General features: G+C 53.9%; 16 protein-coding genes. 10 read left to right on the forward strand and 6 right to left on the reverse strand.

Annotated features, from left to right (window positions below):
* The first annotated feature begins 375 nt into the window (after positions 1-375).
* The 9 genes from citC to rnk all read left to right on the forward strand — a co-directional run bounded on the left by citC (position 376) and on the right by rnk (position 8,674).
* Positions 376-1,452, forward strand: a complete 1,077-nt coding sequence (gene citC, locus ACLJTG_RS10350) for a [citrate (pro-3S)-lyase] ligase (RefSeq protein WP_023194264.1) — start codon at positions 376-378, stop codon at positions 1,450-1,452.
* Positions 1,449-1,745 carry a citrate lyase acyl carrier protein gene (gene citD, locus ACLJTG_RS10355; RefSeq protein WP_000700679.1) on the forward strand — a complete coding sequence of 99 codons (297 nt, stop codon included), beginning with the start codon at positions 1,449-1,451 and terminating at the stop codon, positions 1,743-1,745. Before citC ends, citD begins: the two co-directional genes overlap by 4 nt.
* Positions 1,742-2,650 (forward strand): citrate (pro-3S)-lyase subunit beta, encoded by a 909-nt coding sequence (gene citE / locus ACLJTG_RS10360; protein WP_000622342.1) that lies wholly within the window; start codon positions 1,742-1,744, stop codon positions 2,648-2,650. Before citD ends, citE begins: the two co-directional genes overlap by 4 nt.
* Before the next feature lie 9 nt (positions 2,651-2,659).
* Complete coding sequence (gene citF, locus ACLJTG_RS10365) at positions 2,660-4,189, forward strand: citrate lyase subunit alpha (protein WP_052932426.1); 1,530 nt, start codon at positions 2,660-2,662, stop codon at positions 4,187-4,189.
* 3 nt (positions 4,190-4,192) lie between these two features.
* Complete coding sequence (gene citX / locus ACLJTG_RS10370) at positions 4,193-4,744, forward strand: citrate lyase holo-[acyl-carrier protein] synthase (RefSeq protein WP_001236071.1); 552 nt, start codon at positions 4,193-4,195, stop codon at positions 4,742-4,744.
* Positions 4,716-5,612 carry a triphosphoribosyl-dephospho-CoA synthase CitG gene (citG, locus tag ACLJTG_RS10375; protein WP_000982655.1) on the forward strand — a complete coding sequence of 299 codons (897 nt, stop codon included), beginning with the start codon at positions 4,716-4,718 and terminating at the stop codon, positions 5,610-5,612. The genes citX and citG overlap by 29 nt, the downstream gene beginning before the upstream one ends.
* 37 nt (positions 5,613-5,649) lie before the next feature.
* Complete coding sequence (citT, locus tag ACLJTG_RS10380; RefSeq protein ID WP_000059039.1) at positions 5,650-7,113, forward strand: citrate/succinate antiporter CitT; 1,464 nt, start codon at positions 5,650-5,652, stop codon at positions 7,111-7,113.
* A 109-nt stretch (positions 7,114-7,222) separates the two neighbouring features.
* Complete coding sequence (gene rna / locus ACLJTG_RS10385; RefSeq protein WP_079951138.1) at positions 7,223-8,029, forward strand: ribonuclease I; 807 nt, start codon at positions 7,223-7,225, stop codon at positions 8,027-8,029.
* Between the two features lie 234 nt (positions 8,030-8,263).
* Positions 8,264-8,674: a nucleoside diphosphate kinase regulator gene (gene rnk, locus ACLJTG_RS10390; protein WP_064000846.1), complete on the forward strand. Its 411-nt coding sequence runs from the start codon at positions 8,264-8,266 to the stop codon at positions 8,672-8,674.
* 82 nt (positions 8,675-8,756) lie between these two features.
* On the opposite strand, the gene ACLJTG_RS10395 is transcribed toward rnk, so the two are convergent.
* A complete protein-coding gene (locus ACLJTG_RS10395) occupies positions 8,757-9,995 on the reverse strand; it encodes a zinc-dependent alcohol dehydrogenase (RefSeq protein ID WP_000646109.1) in 1,239 nt (412 codons plus the stop codon).
* A gap of 222 nt (positions 9,996-10,217) precedes the next feature.
* Between ACLJTG_RS10395 and uspG the strand changes: the two genes are divergently transcribed.
* Positions 10,218-10,646, forward strand: coding sequence for a universal stress protein UspG (uspG, locus tag ACLJTG_RS10400; RefSeq protein WP_000278499.1), 429 nt, complete (start codon positions 10,218-10,220; stop codon positions 10,644-10,646).
* A 67-nt stretch (positions 10,647-10,713) separates the two neighbouring features.
* Here the strand turns inward: uspG and ACLJTG_RS10405 are convergent, their stop codons facing one another.
* The 5 genes from ACLJTG_RS10405 to ahpF form a co-directional block, all read right to left on the reverse strand.
* On the reverse strand, positions 10,714-11,481 hold the full coding sequence (locus tag ACLJTG_RS10405; RefSeq protein WP_064000845.1) for a dimethyl sulfoxide reductase anchor subunit family protein: 768 nt from the start codon (positions 11,479-11,481) through the stop codon (positions 10,714-10,716).
* Entirely contained in the window at positions 11,481-12,038 is a 558-nt protein-coding gene (locus ACLJTG_RS10410; protein ID WP_021000051.1) for a 4Fe-4S dicluster domain-containing protein, read from the reverse strand. Before ACLJTG_RS10410 ends, ACLJTG_RS10405 begins: the two co-directional genes overlap by 1 nt.
* Positions 12,035-14,314, reverse strand: a complete 2,280-nt coding sequence (locus ACLJTG_RS10415; protein WP_000064310.1) for a molybdopterin-dependent oxidoreductase — start codon at positions 14,312-14,314, stop codon at positions 12,035-12,037. The genes ACLJTG_RS10410 and ACLJTG_RS10415 overlap by 4 nt, the downstream gene beginning before the upstream one ends.
* Positions 14,307-14,867, reverse strand: a complete 561-nt coding sequence (locus ACLJTG_RS10420) for a molecular chaperone (protein WP_079951139.1) — start codon at positions 14,865-14,867, stop codon at positions 14,307-14,309. The genes ACLJTG_RS10415 and ACLJTG_RS10420 overlap by 8 nt, the downstream gene beginning before the upstream one ends.
* A 332-nt stretch (positions 14,868-15,199) precedes the next feature.
* Positions 15,200-16,765, reverse strand: coding sequence for an alkyl hydroperoxide reductase subunit F (gene ahpF / locus ACLJTG_RS10425; protein ID WP_023218840.1), 1,566 nt, complete (start codon positions 16,763-16,765; stop codon positions 15,200-15,202).
* Positions 16,766-16,946: the final 181 nt, after the last annotated feature.

A 16,946-nucleotide genomic window follows, 5' to 3' on the forward strand; every position in this document is an offset into this window, starting at 1 on the left:
TTATGGGCATTTCTCTTCAGATTTATCGCAAATGTAATAAAAATGTTTTCAGCATCTTGATGCATATAAAAACCAATCGTTACAGATTCCCCACATTAAATCAATTAAACAACTAAAACCCACCGCCGGAATGGCGATTAAATTAATTAAAAAACTTAAAACCATAAAACACTTAAAAACCATCTAACGCTTTGTGAAATAAATCAAAATTTACCACCAAAATACTCCTTACGATGTATACGTCAGAGAGAAAAATAAATAACTCGTCATAAAAAAACTCCCACTCTGACTGAAAAGAAAAAGTTATCAAGTTGCAACACAGCGCAACATATACAGAAAAGTGGCAACAAGCATATCACCAGGATATTTCTTACTATGTTTGGCAATAATGTATTCACTCGGGTAAAACGCTCTGAAAATAAAAAAATGGCGGAGATCGCTCACTTTCTCAAAGAGAATGATTTAAGCGTCGATACCACTGTAGAAGTGTTTATTACCGTCAGCCGTGATGACCGTCTTATTGCCTGCGGCGGTATTGCCGGAAATATCATTAAATGCGTGGCCATTAGCGAATCAGTACGCGGTGAAGGCTTAGCGTTAACGCTGGCGACGGAATTGATTAATCTCGCCTGGGAACGGCACTGCACCCATCTTTTTATTTATACCAAAACGGAATACGAAGCGCTGTTTAAACAGTGCAGCTTTTCGACGATAGCCAGCGTCCCTGGCGTGATGGTCTTAATGGAAAATAGCGCGACCCGGTTGAAACGGTATGCGGAATCGCTGGCGACATTGCGTCATGAGGGAAAGAAAATTGGCTGTATTGTGATGAACGCCAATCCTTTCACGCACGGCCATCGCTATCTGATCCAACAGGCGGCGGCACAGTGCGACTGGCTGCATCTGTTCCTGGTCAAAGAAGATACATCACGCTTTCCCTATGAAGACCGACTCGATCTGGTTCTTAAAGGGACCACCGATATCCCGCGCTTAACCGTTCACCGCGGCTCCGAATACATTATTTCTCGGGCGACGTTCCCCTGCTATTTCATTAAAGAGCAGAGCGTCATTAATCACTGTTATACCGAAATCGACCTGAAGATTTTTCGCCAGTATCTGGCGCCCGCGCTTGGCATCACACACCGCTTTGTCGGTACGGAACCGTTTTGCACCGTTACCGCCCAGTACAACCTTGATATGCGTTTCTGGCTGGAGACGCCAACGCTTCCCGCCCCACCCATTACGATGGTGGAAATAGAGCGGCTTTGCTTCCAGGAGACGCCGATATCCGCCTCCTGGGTACGCAAGCTGCTGGTTAAACACGATCTCACGGCTATCGCGCCGCTGGTTCCCGACGCCACCCTGCGCTATTTGCAGGGCATGGTCGAACGCCATCCGGGCAGCGCGGCAGCCCGTCAAAAGTCCCCCGTCTTAGCAACAGGTGAAAAATGAAAATAAACCAGCTAGCCGTCGCAGGCACGCTTGAGTCCGGCGATGTGATGATACGCATTGCGCCGCTCGATACGCAGGATATTGACCTGCAAATCAACAGTAGCGTTGAAAAACAGTTTGGCGAGGCCATTCGCGCCACCATCCTGGAGGTGCTTTCTCGCTACGACGTGCGCGGCGTACAACTGAACGTCGATGATAAAGGCGCTCTGGACTGCATTTTGCGCGCCCGACTGGAAACGCTACTGGCGCGCGCCAGCGGTATTGCCGCTCTGCCCTGGGAGGATCGCCAATGATTTCCGCCTCTCTGCAACAACGTAAAACCCGCACCCGCCGCAGTATGTTATTCGTACCGGGCGCCAACGCGGCGATGGTGAGCAATTCGTTTATCTACCCGGCCGACGCGCTGATGTTCGACCTGGAAGACTCCGTTGCATTACGCGAAAAAGATGCGGCGCGCCGTCTGGTATATCACGCGCTGCAACACCCGCTTTACCGTGACGTCGAAACCATTGTCCGCGTGAATGCGCTGGATTCCGAATGGGGCGTCAACGATCTGGAAGCGGTCGTGCGCGGCGGCGCGGACGTGGTGCGTTTACCGAAAACCGACACCGCGCAGGACGTCATTGATATCGAAAACGAAATTCTGCGCATTGAAAACGCCTGCGGTCGCGAACCGGGCAGTACCGGCCTGTTAGCTGCCGTGGAATCGCCGCTGGGTATTACCCGCGCGGTAGAAATCGCCCACGCCTCTGAACGGTTGATCGGGATTGCGCTGGGCGCGGAAGACTATGTTCGCAACCTACGCACCGAACGCTCTCCGGAAGGCACCGAACTGCTGTTCGCCCGCTGCGCCATTTTGCAGGCCGCGCGTTCCGCCGGCATTCAGGCCTTCGATACCGTCTATTCCGACGCCAACAACGAAGCCGGTTTCCTGCAAGAAGCCGCCCACATTAAACAGTTGGGCTTTGACGGTAAGTCACTGATCAACCCCCGCCAAATAGAACTGCTGCACAACCTTTATGCGCCGACGCGTAAAGAGGTCGCCCATGCGCGTCTGGTCGTTGAAGCCGCAGAAGCCGCCGCCCGCGAAGGTCTCGGCGTCGTTTCCCTTAACGGCAAGATGGTCGACAGCCCGGTGATTGAACGCGCCCGTCTGGTGCTCTCCCGTGCAGAACTTTCCGGTATTCGCGAAGAATAAGGCAAAAAAATGACGCAGAAAAATGAATCTCAACGCCAGGATCGCGTAGCCGCCTGGAGCCGTCACGCTGAAAGCGAACTGAGCGCTTACCACAGTGCGGCAAAATTGGATCTACAAGCGCAAAAACCGCGCGACCACAAACTGTGCGCCAGCCTGGAAGAGGCCATCCGCCGTTCCGGTTTACGCGACGGCATGACGGTCTCCTTTCACCACGCGTTTCGCGGCGGCGATCTGACGATTAACCTGGTGATGGAAACCATCGCGAAGATGGGCTTCAAAAACCTGACGCTGGCCTCCAGTTCGCTGAGCGACTGCCATGCGCCGCTGGTTGAACACATTCGTAACGGGGTGGTCAGCCGCATCTACACGTCAGGCCTGCGCGGCCCGCTGGCGGAAGAAATTTCTCGCGGCTTGCTGGCTGAGCCGGTTCAGATTCACTCCCACGGCGGTCGTGTACATCTGGTACAAAGCGGCGAACTCAATATTGATGTTGCATTTCTTGGCGTGCCCTCCTGCGATGAATTCGGTAATGCTAACGGTTATACCGGCAAAGCCTGTTGCGGTTCACTGGGCTACGCGATGGTGGATGCCGACAGCGCGAAGCAGGTCGTGATGCTGACGGAGCAACTGCTGCCGTATCCGCATAACCCGGCAAGCATCGCTCAGGATCAGGTTGATCTGATCGTGCAAATCGAAGAAGTCGGTGATGCAAACAAAATCGGCGCTGGCGCGACCCGCATGACCACTAATCCGCGTGAACTGCTGATCGCCCGCAGCGCGGCGGAAGTCATTGCTCACTCCGGCTACTTCAACGAAGGTTTCTCCCTGCAAACCGGCACCGGCGGCGCATCGCTGGCGGTCACCCGCTTCCTGGAAGACAAAATGCGTAGCCGCAACATTGTGGCTAATTTCGCGCTGGGCGGTATCACCGCCACCATGGTCGACCTGCATGAAAAGGGCTTAATCCGCAAACTGCTTGACGTGCAGAGCTTCGATCGTAACGCTGCGCAATCTTTGGCCCGCAACCCAAACCATATCGAAATCAGCGCTAACCAGTACGCCAACTGGGGCTCTAAAGGCGCTTCCGTCGACCGTCTGGACGTGGTGGTACTGAGCGCGCTGGAAGTAGACACCCACTTCAATGTTAACGTGCTGACCGGCTCCGACGGTGTTCTACGCGGCGCGTCCGGCGGTCACTGCGATACCGCCGTCGCGGCGGCGCTGTCCATCATCGTCGCGCCGCTGGTGCGTGGTCGCATCCCAACGCTGGTTGATAACGTCACCACCTGCGTCACACCAGGCTCCAGCGTCGACATTCTGGTCACCGATCACGGTATCGCCGTCAACCCGGCGCGTCCGGAGCTGGCTGAACGACTGCAAGCAGCGGGAATGAAAGTGGTATCGATTGAGTGGCTGCGCGAACGCGCGCAACTGCTTACCGGTCAGCCCCGCCCTATCGAATTCACCGACCGCGTGATTGCTGTCGTGCGTTATCGCGACGGTTCAGTGATCGATGTGGTGCATCAGGTGAAGGAATAAGCCATGCGCCTGTTTCCTGAACTCGCCACCTGTCACGATGTTTCTATTCCTGAGCTGCTCGCCAGCCGGGATGAGAGACAAGCAAGACAGCGCGCCTGGCTAACGCGTCACGCCACTCCGCTGGTCTCCTTTACCGTGGTGGCGCCAGGCCCGATGAAAGACAGCGCGTTAACCCGCCGGATCTTTAATCACGGCGTGACTGCCCTGCACACGCTGGCAGAAGAGTATGGCTGGACCATCCGGGAGCAGGCTGCACTGGCTTCCGCCAGCGGGCCGGAAGGGCTGCTGGCGATTGACGCGCCCGCTCAGGCGCTCAAACAGGCGACCATCGCACTTGAACAGCGTTATCCACTGGGGCGCCTGTGGGATATCGATGTCCTGACGGCGGAAGGCGAAATACTCTCCCGCCGCCATTTCGCGCTTCCCGCTCGCCGCTGTCTGCTGTGCGGGCAAAGCGCGGCTGAATGCGCGCGGGGTAAAACCCACGCGCTGACTGATTTACTGATTCATATGGAGGCGCTGCTGCATGATGCCGATTCCTGCCAACCCGACTAACGCCTCCATTCAGCCTCAGTCGCTGTATGACGCCTGGGCCGATTTGGCCTGGCGCGCCATGCTGACCGAGGTAAATTTATCGCCAAAACCCGGTCTGGTAGACCGACTAAACTGCGGCGCGCACAAAGATATGGCGCTGGCGGATTTTCACCGCAGCGCGGAGGCGATTCGACACTGGCTGCCGCGCTTTATGGAATATGGCGCCAGCTGCACGCGCCTGCCGCCAGAGTCAGTTCTGGCGGGCCTGCGTCCATTGGGGATGGCCTGTGAAGCAGCGATGTTTCGCGCAACGGCGGGCGTCAATACCCATAAAGGCAGCATTTTCTCGCTGGGGTTACTGTGCGCCGCCATTGGCCGCCTGTATCAGCTACGCCAGCCGATCGCTGCAGAAACACTCTGCGCTACCGCCGCCGATTTTTGCCGCGGCCTGACCACGCGCGAACTGCGCCAGAACAACCTACAGCTCACCGCAGGCCAGCGGCTGTATCAGCAACTGGGATTAACCGGCGCGCGCGGTGAAGCGGAAGCGGGCTATCCGCTGGTCATCCGCCACGCGTTGCCGCACTACCGCGCATTGCTGGCGCAGGGGCGCGATCCCGAACTGGCGCTGCTTGATACCTTACTGCTGCTGATGTCACTTAACGGCGATACCAACGTCGCGTCGCGCGGCGGGGCGGACGGTCTGCGCTGGTTACAGCAGCAGGCGGCGGTCTTATTACATCAGGGCGGCATACGGACGCCTGACGATCTCGTTTATCTCCACCGGTTCGATCAGCAATGCATTGAACGCAATCTCAGCCCAGGCGGTAGCGCCGATCTGCTGATCGTGACCTGGTTTTTAGCGCAAATTTCGCAAGTTAATCATTAACACAATTATAGAAAATATCCTTTCCGGAGAGTCATTTATGTCTTTATCCAAAGATAATATATGGAAGTTGTTGGCCCCATTAGTGGTGATGGGCGTCATGTTGCTAATTCCTGTTCCAGATGGTATGCCGCCGCAGGCCTGGCACTATTTTGCGGTTTTCGTCGCGATGATTGTCGGTATGATCCTGGAGCCGATCCCGGCGACAGCGATCAGTTTTATCGCCGTAACCATTTGCGTTATCGGCAGCAATTACCTGCTATTTGACGCTTCAGAACTGGCCGATCCGGCGTTTAACGCCAGTAAACAGGCGCTGAAATGGGGGCTTGCCGGTTTCTCCAGCACCACGGTCTGGCTGGTTTTCGGCGCGTTTATTTTCGCGCTGGGCTACGAAGTGACCGGGCTGGGGCGCCGCATTGCGCTGTTTCTGGTAAAATTCATGGGTAAACGCACGCTGACGCTCGGCTATGCGATTGTCATTATCGATATTTTGCTGGCGCCGTTTACTCCCTCCAATACGGCTCGTACCGGCGGTACTGTCTTCCCGGTCATCAAGAACCTGCCGCCGCTGTTTAAATCGTTTCCAAACGATCCTTCCGCACGCCGCATCGGCGGTTATTTGATGTGGATGATGGTGATCAGTACCAGCCTGAGCTCTTCGATGTTTGTCACTGGCGCGGCGCCAAACGTGTTAGGTCTGGAGTTCGTCAGCAAGATCGCCGGCGTCCAGATTAGCTGGCTGCAGTGGTTTCTCAGCTTTCTGCCGGTAGGGATTATTTTACTGATCGTTGCGCCGTGGCTCTCCTATGTGCTTTATAAACCTGAAGTGACCCACAGTGCGGAAGTCGCAGCCTGGGCTGGCGGCGAGTTAAAAAACATGGGGCGTCTGTCCCGCAAAGAGTGGACGCTGATTGGCCTGGTGCTGCTTAGCTTAGGATTGTGGGTTTTTGGTGGAAAAATCATCAACGCCACTGCCGTGGGTCTGCTGGCCGTCTCGCTGATGCTGGCGCTGCATGTTGTGCCGTGGAAAGACATTACGCGCTACAACAGCGCCTGGAACACCCTGGTGAACCTCGCTACTCTGGTGGTCATGGCCAATGGCTTAACCCGCTCCGGCTTTATTGACTGGTTCGCCAATACCATGAGTACGCATCTGGAAGGTTTCTCGCCGGATGCAACCGTCATTGTACTGGTACTGGTGTTCTATTTCGCGCACTATCTGTTCGCCAGCCTTTCCGCTCACACTGCGACCATGCTGCCGGTCATTCTGGCGGTGGGTAAAGGCATTCCGGGCGTTCCGATGGAACAACTGTGTATTCTGCTGGTGCTGTCTATCGGTATCATGGGCTGTCTGACGCCGTATGCCACCGGCCCTGGTGTGATTATCTATGGCTGCGGTTACGTGAAATCCAAAGACTACTGGCGGCTTGGCGCAATCTTTGGCGTTATCTATATCGCGATGCTGTTGCTGGTGGGCTGGCCGATTCTGGCAATGTGGAATTAAACATTACGCCAACGTAGGTTAAAAATGATGCCGTTCAGGTTCACCTGAGCGGCATTTTTTATGATTAAATGGGTAACATTCATAATGTGTATAAATTATCGAATTCATCATGAACACAATATGGCATTACAGTCCGCTGCTGGCTGTCCTCTTAACCCCAATTTTTGCCGCCAACGCCGACGAACTTCAGGCGCAACAGTACGGTGATTTCACTGACTATGTGCTGGCGCTTTCCTGGCAAACCGGTTTTTGTCAAAGCCAGCATGAACGCCGCCATCGGGAACCCGATGAGTGCCGTCTGCAAAAAGAGCCAGCCAACAAAGCAGACTTTCTGACCGTCCACGGCCTGTGGCCAGGATTACCCAAGTCTATCGCCGCACGCGGTGTTGACCAGAGACGCTGGCAGCGCTTTGGTTGTGCGACGCGGCCAATCCCGAATCTGCCTGAAGTCAAGGCCAGCCGGAAATGCTCCGCCCCCGCCCCCGGACTTTCGCCTGACATCGCGACAGCGCTTAAGGAAGTGATGCCCGGCGCGGGGGGGAATTCCTGTCTGGAGCGCTACGAATATGCCAAACATGGCGCCTGTTTCGGGTTTGATCCCAATGCCTATTTCGGCACCATGATACGGCTGGATAAGGCGATAAAAGACAGCGCGCTGGGGCAGTTTCTGGCGGATAATTACGGCAAGACCGTTAGCCGCGCTGAGTTTGATAGCGTCGTCGCACAAACGTGGGGCCAGGATAATGTCAAAGCCGTTAAAGTAAACTGCCATGGCAATCCCGCCTATTTAACAGAGATTCAGTTTTCATTAAAGGCGTCGATGATTAACGCCCCGCTCTCCTCTGCCTCATTCCTGCCGCAGCCGCATCCCGGCAACTGCGGGAAACAGTTTATTATCGATAAAGCCGGTTATTGACGAAGCAGAGGTTTAAAACCGTAGCCACATTTGAGAACACGCCCGAATGTAGACTAAAATTCACTCAGGGCTATGACGTTTGAGGATTTACCCGAATGTGAACTAAATCACTTCAAAGACGGGGTAAGTCTCAGTATCATCATGAGAGTTAAACCCTCGCCGCCAGACGGTGAGGGTTTTCTTTTGGGACCATTTACCTGCACTACTCGCAGTATCGATGACATGGAGTAAGAAATGTCCAGACCCACTATTATCATTAACGACCTTGACGCCGAACGTATTGATCGTCTTCTGGAACAGCCTGCGTATGCGGATCTGCCGATTGCCGACGCGCTCAACGCCGAACTGGATCGCGCGCAAATGTGTTCCCCACAAGAGATGCCGAACGATGTCGTCACCATGAACAGCCGCGTTAAATTCCGCAATTTGAGCGATGGTGAAACACGCGTGCGGACGCTGGTGTACCCCGCCAATATGACGGATAGCAGTACCCAGCTTTCGGTAATCGCGCCCGTCGGCGCGGCGTTGCTGGGACTGCGCGTCGGCGACACCATTCACTGGGAACTGCCGGGCGGCGCCTCCACCCATCTCGAAGTGCTGGAACTCGAATATCAGCCTGAAGCCGCGGGCGACTTCCTGCGTTAAACCATCTGCATAAGCGTTAATGCGTTTACACAGAGGATGCCTGCGCATCCTCTTTCCGTTAGCCCTTTCATTTCTGCCTGTTTCAGACAACGCCGCCTGGCATCGGGTTGATTACTCCCGTCGCCTGTTTCTGCGCCGCTTGTGCCGACGTCGCTCCCGGCACCAGGATAACCTTCCGGCACTCTTCTTCGCGTTTTTCGAAAATTTCGTAGCCGCGCGCCGCCTCTTCAAACGGCATATAGTGCGTGACAATCTCCTCCGGCTTCAGCAACCCTTTCTCAATAAGCGGTAATAATTCCCCCAGCCACGCGTGAACATGGGTTTGACCCATTTTAAAAGTTAGCCCCTTATCAAAGGCGTCGCCGAATAAAAAGCCGTGAATAAAACCGGCATACACGCCGGGCACGCTGACCACGCCGCCACGTCTGACCGCCGCGATACATTGTCGCAGCGCTTTGCCGCTGCTGCCTTCCAGTTTAAGATTCGTCAGCACCGTCTCCGTCAAGCTGCCTTTCGCTTCAAAGCCTACGGCATCAATTACCGCGTCCACGCCGCGGTGTCCTGCCGTCTGCTCGATGATTTTTTCCGCCGGATCGTTCTCATCATCGAAGTTGATCGGTATCGCGCCGTAACGTTCTTCGGCGAAACGCAAGCGCCAGGCGTGGTGATCAACGACGAAGATCTGCTCCGCGCCCAGCAGTCGCGCACAGGCGATAGTCAGTAATCCTACCGGCCCTGCGCCAAAAACCGCCACGCTGGAACCTTGCTGAATCTGGGCATTTTTTGCCGCCTGCCAGGCGGTAGGCAAAATATCAGAAAGAAACAGCGCCTTATCGTCAGATAACAGCGGCGGCACCTTAAATGGACCGACATTACCTTTTGGCACGCGAACATATTCGGCCTGTCCGCCGGGAACGCCGCCATACAGATGGCTATACCCAAACAGCGCCGCCGGTGGCGGGATCTGTTTTTTATTCATCGCCGCGCCGTGTCCATCGTTAGTGTTTTCACACGCTGAATATTGCTGTAGTCGACAGAAAAAGCAGTCACCACAGGCAATGACAAACGGGATAACGACCCGATCCCCTTTCTGAATATTCTTCACATCATGTCCAGTTTCCACCACTTCGCCCATAAATTCATGGCCGAAAATATCGCCATGTTTTACCTGTGGGATCTTGCCGCGATAGAGATGCAAATCAGATCCGCAAATCGCGGTGGCGGTAACACGCAAAATGATATCGTCAGGCTGCTCAATGCCGGGATCGGGTACGTTTTCAACCTTTACGTGATGTGGACCGTGATACGTCAATGCTTTCATGCAGCCTCCGGGGTAACGGTGAATGTTGCGTTCGACTATAAAAGGGTAGCTATCCCGGAGAGACTGCCGGCAAAACAGGCGGCTTTAGGATTTTTCCTGGAAAATACACGATTTTTTTAGCGCCAGGTTGCCGCAATATTTAAAATTGCCAGACAAATAGCAGAAAGAAACATTATTATATGCTTGAATAAATTCAGTATTGATTAACAGGGAGTAACGGGTATGTATAAGACAATCATTATGCCGGTTGATGTTTTTGAAATGGAACTTAGCGATAAAGCCATTCGCCACGCTGAGTTTCTGGCGCAACAGGATGGCGTCATTCATCTGTTGCATGTACTGCCAGGGTCCGCGAGCATGAGTCTGCACCGCTTTGCCGCCGACGTGCGTCGCTTTGAAGAACATTTGCAGCATGAAGCGGAAACGCGTCTGCAAACGATGGTGGGACACTTCAGTATCGATCCTTCACGAATTAAAACGCATGTTCGCTTTGGTAGCGTGCGCGATGTCGTCAATGAGATGGGCGAAGAACTGGATGCGGATGTCGTGGTAATCGGTTCGCGTAATCCGTCTATCACGACACACCTGTTGGGGTCTAACGCCTCAAGCGTGGTGCGTCATGCGACGCTGCCAGTATTGGTTGTGCGTTAACCCTGGCGGCTAAAAACTGACACGCCCTGCCAGGTCACGCCTGGCAGGGCTTTTTATTGCATCATCGTTAGTACAAATGCCCGATATTCACAATAGTACTCACCGTGTCGCCAAAAAAGACCAGCCGACTCAGAAATACGCCAACGAATAACAAGACGAACAGGCGTTTCGGGCGCGAATCACCGTAACGGCTGGCGACAAAAGCGAGCGCAAGGCAGACCAGGCTTGCCAGATAAAACGGTGAAGCCAGCCATGAATGCGCCGTCATCTGCATGACCGTTCCCCCGCTTAACCACACCAGCGGCGCCGCGATAAGTACCGCGATACACGCCACAATCCCCTGGCGCAACGCAGGAACGGCAGGCCTGAGTTTTAACAGCGGAATCGCCGCGCAACCCATGACCCATACCGTAATAAAAAATAACAGCATGGTAAATCCATTAGCGATAGCCACCATCGCTGGCGCGGCGTAGGTCATCCCCTGCACCGCCACCAGTAACACGCCGAACACGGAGGCGATAAGAGCCATCGCTTTATGTCCCTTTGCCAGGAACGTTACGCCGACCGCTGCGCCAAACAACGTGGCGCCAAGGATTTCCCGACTTAACCAGGCATGTCGCAGGTTAATCAGCGCATCATAAGCGCGATCGGGATGCGCCAGATGCAGAATCGCGGCAATAGACGCCAATGCCAGCACCAGCCCGGTGGCCAACCAATAGAAACGCTGGCCTTCCACTTCACCACGCAGCGTACGCCATGTCAGTACCAAAGCCATCCCGACAGACATCTGGCTTAATACCGTAAAAAACACCAGCGGCAGTTCATATTTTTCCATTACTTGTCCTCCGGCTGCTTAGGCTGGCGCGCCAGAATAAAGCGCGTTCCTGGATTAAGCTGTGGCATATGCGGGAACCCTGGCGGATACTGCACCGCAGTATCGGGCACAGGATCGGCATCCAAATCGATAATCGACAAGGCGCCCACCGGACAGGCGTTTACGCACGCCGGATTCATACCGATATCAAGACGCTCGTAGCACATACTGCATTTTTCCGCTTTACGCGTCTCTTCATTAAAACGCGGCGCGCCATAAGGACAGTTACGAATACAGTTTTTACAGCCGATGCAGCGCTCAGGGTTATGCACCACCACGCCATCTTCACGTTTGGTATAGGCTTCGACCGGACAGGCGGCGACGCAGGCCGGATGTTCGCAGTGGTTACAGGCCAGCGAGTAAAACGCCCGCTCTTCATGTGGATAGATGTCTTTATCCAACGGATAAACGTAGCGCCAGAAGCGATCCGGCTCCAGTTGGTTAAAGCTTTTACACGCCATAGCACAGCCGCGGCAGCCGATGCACTTATCGCTATTCACTAAAAACGCACGTCTCATGCTACGGACTCCCCTTTACCGATCAATACAACGTCAGCAAACTGACTGTGGATAGCGGCGCCCGGCGCGCCAGTTTTCATCAGCCCCATATCAGCAGGCGTATCGGCCACGACGTTTTGCACGTTGTACTGCCGTTTCGGGAACCACGCTTCATACATCACCAGAAAATCTTCCGGCACGTTGGTGGTGACTTTTGCCCGCAGCTCAACTTCACCGGTGCCATTGAAAACTTTGACCAGATCGTTCTCGCTGATGCCTTTTTTCTGTGCGGAAGAAGGATGGATATAAACGAACGGTTCCGGGTAGAACACCTGCATCCAGTCCAGGTTGATAAACTGCGAGTGCAGGCCAAACTGCACGTGCGGCGTAAACAGATGGAACGGCAGTTTGCTCTCGGCTTCCGGTTTGTATTCCGGCAGCGCGGTGTGGCCGTTTTTCTCCGCCAGTTCAGATTTAAATTCATACTTGCCTGACGGCGTTTTGAACTTGCGATCGTACCAGGCGGCTGAACTTGGCAGGATCGCTTTTTTCGGCCCGTCCAGCAGATCGTCCCAGGAAGAGATGCCGAACATTTTCGCCATACCGTCGTTGAACTCCTGATCCAGCCAACGCTTGTGATCGAACTCTTGCGGGAAGGTACAGGAACCCGGCGCCATCTTATTAATGGTGCGCGACAGCATGGTAGCGATTTCAAGGTCGCATTTTGCTTCATACATCGGCTTAATCGCCGGCTGATTAATGGAAAGCCAGTAGTGCCAGTAAGAAGCATCCACGTTCCACTCTTCAAACGCGGTGGTAACGGGCAGCACGATATCAGCGTGTTGCACCGTTTCGTTGAAGAACTGATCGGCGCAGACCACCATTTCCAGTTTTTCAAACGCTTTTTTCATCTTGCTGCGATCGAAATCCTGGGCAAACGGGTTTTTACAGGCGACCCACAGCATACGAACCGGCGGATCGTTGGCCTCCAGAATCCCCTGCGCCGTCTGGTTGATATTCAGAGAGCGATCGGAGTACTGCACGGCGTCGCTGCCAGCGGCAGCCCCGAATTCACTGGTGGTGCCCGCCGCTCCCGGTATGCCAATAGCGCCCACCGGCGGCTTCTGCAGCATGGCGTTATAGTTAAAGCCCCAGGTATGCAGATGGCCATAACGCGCGCCGCCACCTTCGACACCGATGTTGCCGGACATAGCGACAAAGGCATCGATAGCGCGAACGTTGGCGCCGCCGTTGACATGACGCTGCATCCCGTAACCAATCCAGACCGTGGCCGGCTTAACCGCCGTAAACTCTTCCGCCAGCTGGCGAATGACATCCGCAGACAGGCCGCAGATTTCTGCCGCCCACTCCACGGTTACATGGTTACGCAGATAGGCTTCAAATTCCGGATAGCCGTGAGCATCGTTGTTAACAAAATCCTGATCCACCAGGCCTTTATCCACCAGATGACGCGCCATTCCCAGCGCCAGCGCACCGTCTGAGCCAGGCCGTACGCGCAGGTAGAGATCGGCTTTGGCAGCAGTCTGCGACAGCAGCGGGTCGATAACCACGACCTTCGCCCCTTTCTCGCGCGCCTGATAGATGTACTTCATGCTGTGCATTGAGCACCAGGCCGGGTTGGCGCCCCAGATAATGATGTATTTCGCTTTCACCATATCTTCCGGGTCGTTACACCACATGTCGCCCATGTCGTAGTTTTGCGCGTCGATACCGGCAGGCCAGCACGGCGTACCGGCAAAACGGGTGGTGTAGCCAAGCGAGGACATCATCCCTTCAACGGCATAGTTCAGCACGCCAAACTTACCGGAATATTTGGTCAGCGCCAGACCGAGCATAGAACCGTCTTTTTTCTTAATCTCCAGCATTTTGGCGGCAATGCGCTGCATCGCCTCTTCCCATGAGATGCGACGCCAGTTGCCGCTACCGCGAACGTCCTGCGCCATGGGATATTTAATACGATCGGGGCTATAAACCCGGCGCGGATAGCTTAACCCTTTGACGCAAGGGGTACCGTGAGTAAATGTTGATTCCGGCGCGCCTTCCACGAAAGTAATGACCCCGTCCTTTACCCACGTCTTGAGGCTACAGGTGTCATAGCAGTTACGCGGACACGCGTTGCGATAAATTTTGTACGTTTTAGGGTTAAAGGGAACAGGCGGCTGCGCAAGCGCGCATCGGGAGGTCAGTAATCCTCCGGGTAAAGCCGCAACGGCGCCCAGTGCCACTATCCCCTTTAAAAAAGAACGTCTGTTCAGATGTCCCGTCTCATTACTCATATTGATACTCTCGTTTTAATTCATCAAGCCAATAAAATAAGATGTCCGCCACCGTATATAACGTGGTCGTTTGTGCATGAGTTTTTATTTTTTCGATATATAATGGCACCCACTTTGTTAAATAGTTATTGATATATTGAGTGAGAGTAGATCGGTATGATGACGTTTGCCGAGTGTTAGCCAGTAATAGTGTGGTCAATTCCAGCACGCAGGAAATATGATCGTCAGGAATATTGCTTTCCTGATTAACCGATAATCCCAACGCGGCCATAAAATCCCGTATCTCCAGCGTCGCCTTTCCCATCACCAGCGCATCCTCTTCCAGATACACTGAAGCGAAAGGCGCAGCCAGCAGCTTGCCAGGGCCGACGAATAGCGCATTAAAGTCATACTCCGCTTCCAGCCACGCCCGGTCGGTAAGGTTTACCGCAGCAGAGGGATTTAATCTCACGTAGGCAGATTTTAGTGAATGACTATCATGAGAATTAAAAAAATCACGCAATGTAAGCCCTGTTTTTTCTAATTCCGTCAGTGATTCATAGATTGAATCCATGAATAAATAACCTCACATACAAATGCAATATAAATCAAGAAAAAAGAATGGGCATGTTAGCGGAAGCGCTTAATCTTTCTTTGATAAAAAAACAGAAAAATTCCAGTTAAATCCGTAGAAGGCTTTTTTATTGTTTCAAATTTTAAAAACAGAAGACCGTTGAAATAAAAAACCGTCTGTTATTAACAGACGGTTTCAGAGTATTGATAATGAAGAACGTGTTTTAGCCGGCGGCGTTCCCCAGGCATAAACGCCGCAGGCCCGAATAGCTTACACTATCGGGCCATTTACGATGGCCAGTTAACTGGCCTTGCAGGTGTGCTTACTTCTTTTTATGCGATTTTGGTGCGAATCAGATAATCAAAGGCGCTCAACGAGGCTTTCGCCCCTTCGCCTGTGGCGATGATAATCTGTTTGTAAGGAACGGTGGTACAATCGCCTGCGGCGAAGACGCCCTTAACGCTGGTTTCACATTTGGCGTCAATAATGATTTCGCCCATGCGGTTACGCTCAAGCGCGCCTTCCAGCCAGTTGGTATTCGGCAACAGACCAATCTGCACAAAAATTCCTGCCAGCGCGACGCTATGAATATCGCCGCTGACACGGTCACGATACTCCAGTCCCACCACTTTCGAACCGTCGCCCTTCACTTCTGTCGTTTGCGCATTCAAAATGATATCGACATTTTTCAGGCTACGCACTTTGTCCTGTAGCACCTGATCCGCCTTCATCTCCGGCGCGAACTCCAGCAACGTAACGTGTTCTACAATACCGGCCAGATCGATAGCCGCTTCGACGCCGGAGTTGCCGCCGCCGATGACCGCCACACGCTTGCCTTTAAATAACGGACCGTCGCAGTGCGGGCAATAGGTGACGCCTTTGGTGCGATACTGATCCTCGCCCGGCACATTCATATTGCGCCATTTTGCGCCGGTGGCGATGATGATACTGCGCGCTTTCAAGACTGCGCCGGATGCCGTTTCAATCTGATGCAGGCCGCCTTCTGTCGCTGCCGGAACCAGTTTACTTGCGCTCTGGCTGTCGATAACGTCAACGTCGTAATCGCTGACATGCGCTTTCAGCGCGCCCGCCAGTTTCTGGCCTTCGGTTTTCGGCACCGAGATATAGTTTTCGATATCCACGGTATCCAGCACCTGACCGCCGAAGCGCTCGCCCATCAGACCGGTACGGATGCCTTTGCGCGCCGAGTAGACCGCCGCCGCCGCGCCCGCCGGGCCGGAGCCGACAATCAGCACGTCATACGCATCGCGTTTGTTCAGCGCTTCCGCCGCACGTTTTTCTGCGCCAGTATCCACTTTAGCGACAATCTCGGTCAGAGTCATACGTCCCTGGCCGAACTCTTTACCGTTGACAAACACCGCCGGAACGCCCATCACGTTACGTTCGGTGATTTCGTTCTGGAAGGTGCCGCCATCAATTGCCGTATGTTTAATACGCGGGTTCAGCACCGCCATCAGGTTCAGCGCCTGCACTACGTCCGGGCAGTTATGGCAGGAGAGTGAATAATAAGTTTCGAATTCAAAATCGCCGTCAATATCGCGAATCTGCTCCAGCAGCGACTGCGCTTCTTTTGACGGATGACCGCCGGTCCACAGCAACGCCAAAACCAGCGAGGTAAATTCGTGGCCCAGCGGAGAACCGGCAAAGCGCGGCCCCTGCTGAGAACCTGGATTCGTAATCAGGAAAGACGGCTTGCGCACCGGCAGAGTATTGTCTTCTTTAAATGTGACTTTGTCGGACAGCTCGGCGATTTCAGCCAGCAGTTCCTTGATTTCCGCCGATTTAGCGCTGTCATCCAGCGTGGCAATCAGCTCAACAGGTTTGGTCAGTTTCTCAAGGTAAGCCCTGAGCTGGGTTTTCATATTTGTGTCGAGCATTCTTCTTCCCTCTCTGAAAACATCATCATGCAAGCCGACTTCGCGGGACTGCATTAATGCAACTTGCGTCATGGTGCTGAAATGAAATGGGCGCGGGTGCGCCCATGACTGAAACAATTTCCAAAGTATTTCACGTCAGAGTAAGGCGGCTAGCCTGAGAATCCCCGGTAGCTTACTGAAG

Origin of the sequence: Salmonella sp. SAL00672, from assembly GCF_046552175.1 — a bacterium.
GTDB lineage: Bacteria > Pseudomonadota > Gammaproteobacteria > Enterobacterales > Enterobacteriaceae > Salmonella > Salmonella enterica.

Excerpts from the sequence above, each read along its gene's own strand:
- citC (WP_023194264.1), top strand. The coding sequence starts at position 376 with ATGTTTGGCAATAATGTATTCACTCGGGTAAAACGCTCTGAAAATAAA.
- citD (WP_000700679.1), top strand. The coding sequence starts at position 1,449 with ATGAAAATAAACCAGCTAGCCGTCGCAGGCACGCTTGAGTCCGGCGAT.
- citE (WP_000622342.1), top strand. The coding sequence starts at position 1,742 with ATGATTTCCGCCTCTCTGCAACAACGTAAAACCCGCACCCGCCGCAGT.
- citF (WP_052932426.1), top strand. The coding sequence starts at position 2,660 with ATGACGCAGAAAAATGAATCTCAACGCCAGGATCGCGTAGCCGCCTGG.
- citX (WP_001236071.1), top strand. The coding sequence starts at position 4,193 with ATGCGCCTGTTTCCTGAACTCGCCACCTGTCACGATGTTTCTATTCCT.
- citG (WP_000982655.1), top strand. The coding sequence starts at position 4,716 with ATGATGCCGATTCCTGCCAACCCGACTAACGCCTCCATTCAGCCTCAG.
- citT (WP_000059039.1), top strand. The coding sequence starts at position 5,650 with ATGTCTTTATCCAAAGATAATATATGGAAGTTGTTGGCCCCATTAGTG.
- rna (WP_079951138.1), top strand. The coding sequence starts at position 7,223 with ATGAACACAATATGGCATTACAGTCCGCTGCTGGCTGTCCTCTTAACC.
- rnk (WP_064000846.1), top strand. The coding sequence starts at position 8,264 with ATGTCCAGACCCACTATTATCATTAACGACCTTGACGCCGAACGTATT.
- ACLJTG_RS10395 (WP_000646109.1), bottom strand. The coding sequence starts at position 9,995 with ATGAAAGCATTGACGTATCACGGTCCACATCACGTAAAGGTTGAAAAC.
- uspG (WP_000278499.1), top strand. The coding sequence starts at position 10,218 with ATGTATAAGACAATCATTATGCCGGTTGATGTTTTTGAAATGGAACTT.
- ACLJTG_RS10405 (WP_064000845.1), bottom strand. The coding sequence starts at position 11,481 with ATGGAAAAATATGAACTGCCGCTGGTGTTTTTTACGGTATTAAGCCAG.
- ACLJTG_RS10410 (WP_021000051.1), bottom strand. The coding sequence starts at position 12,038 with ATGAGACGTGCGTTTTTAGTGAATAGCGATAAGTGCATCGGCTGCCGC.
- ACLJTG_RS10415 (WP_000064310.1), bottom strand. The coding sequence starts at position 14,314 with ATGAGTAATGAGACGGGACATCTGAACAGACGTTCTTTTTTAAAGGGG.
- ACLJTG_RS10420 (WP_079951139.1), bottom strand. The coding sequence starts at position 14,867 with ATGGATTCAATCTATGAATCACTGACGGAATTAGAAAAAACAGGGCTT.
- ahpF (WP_023218840.1), bottom strand. The coding sequence starts at position 16,765 with ATGCTCGACACAAATATGAAAACCCAGCTCAGGGCTTACCTTGAGAAA.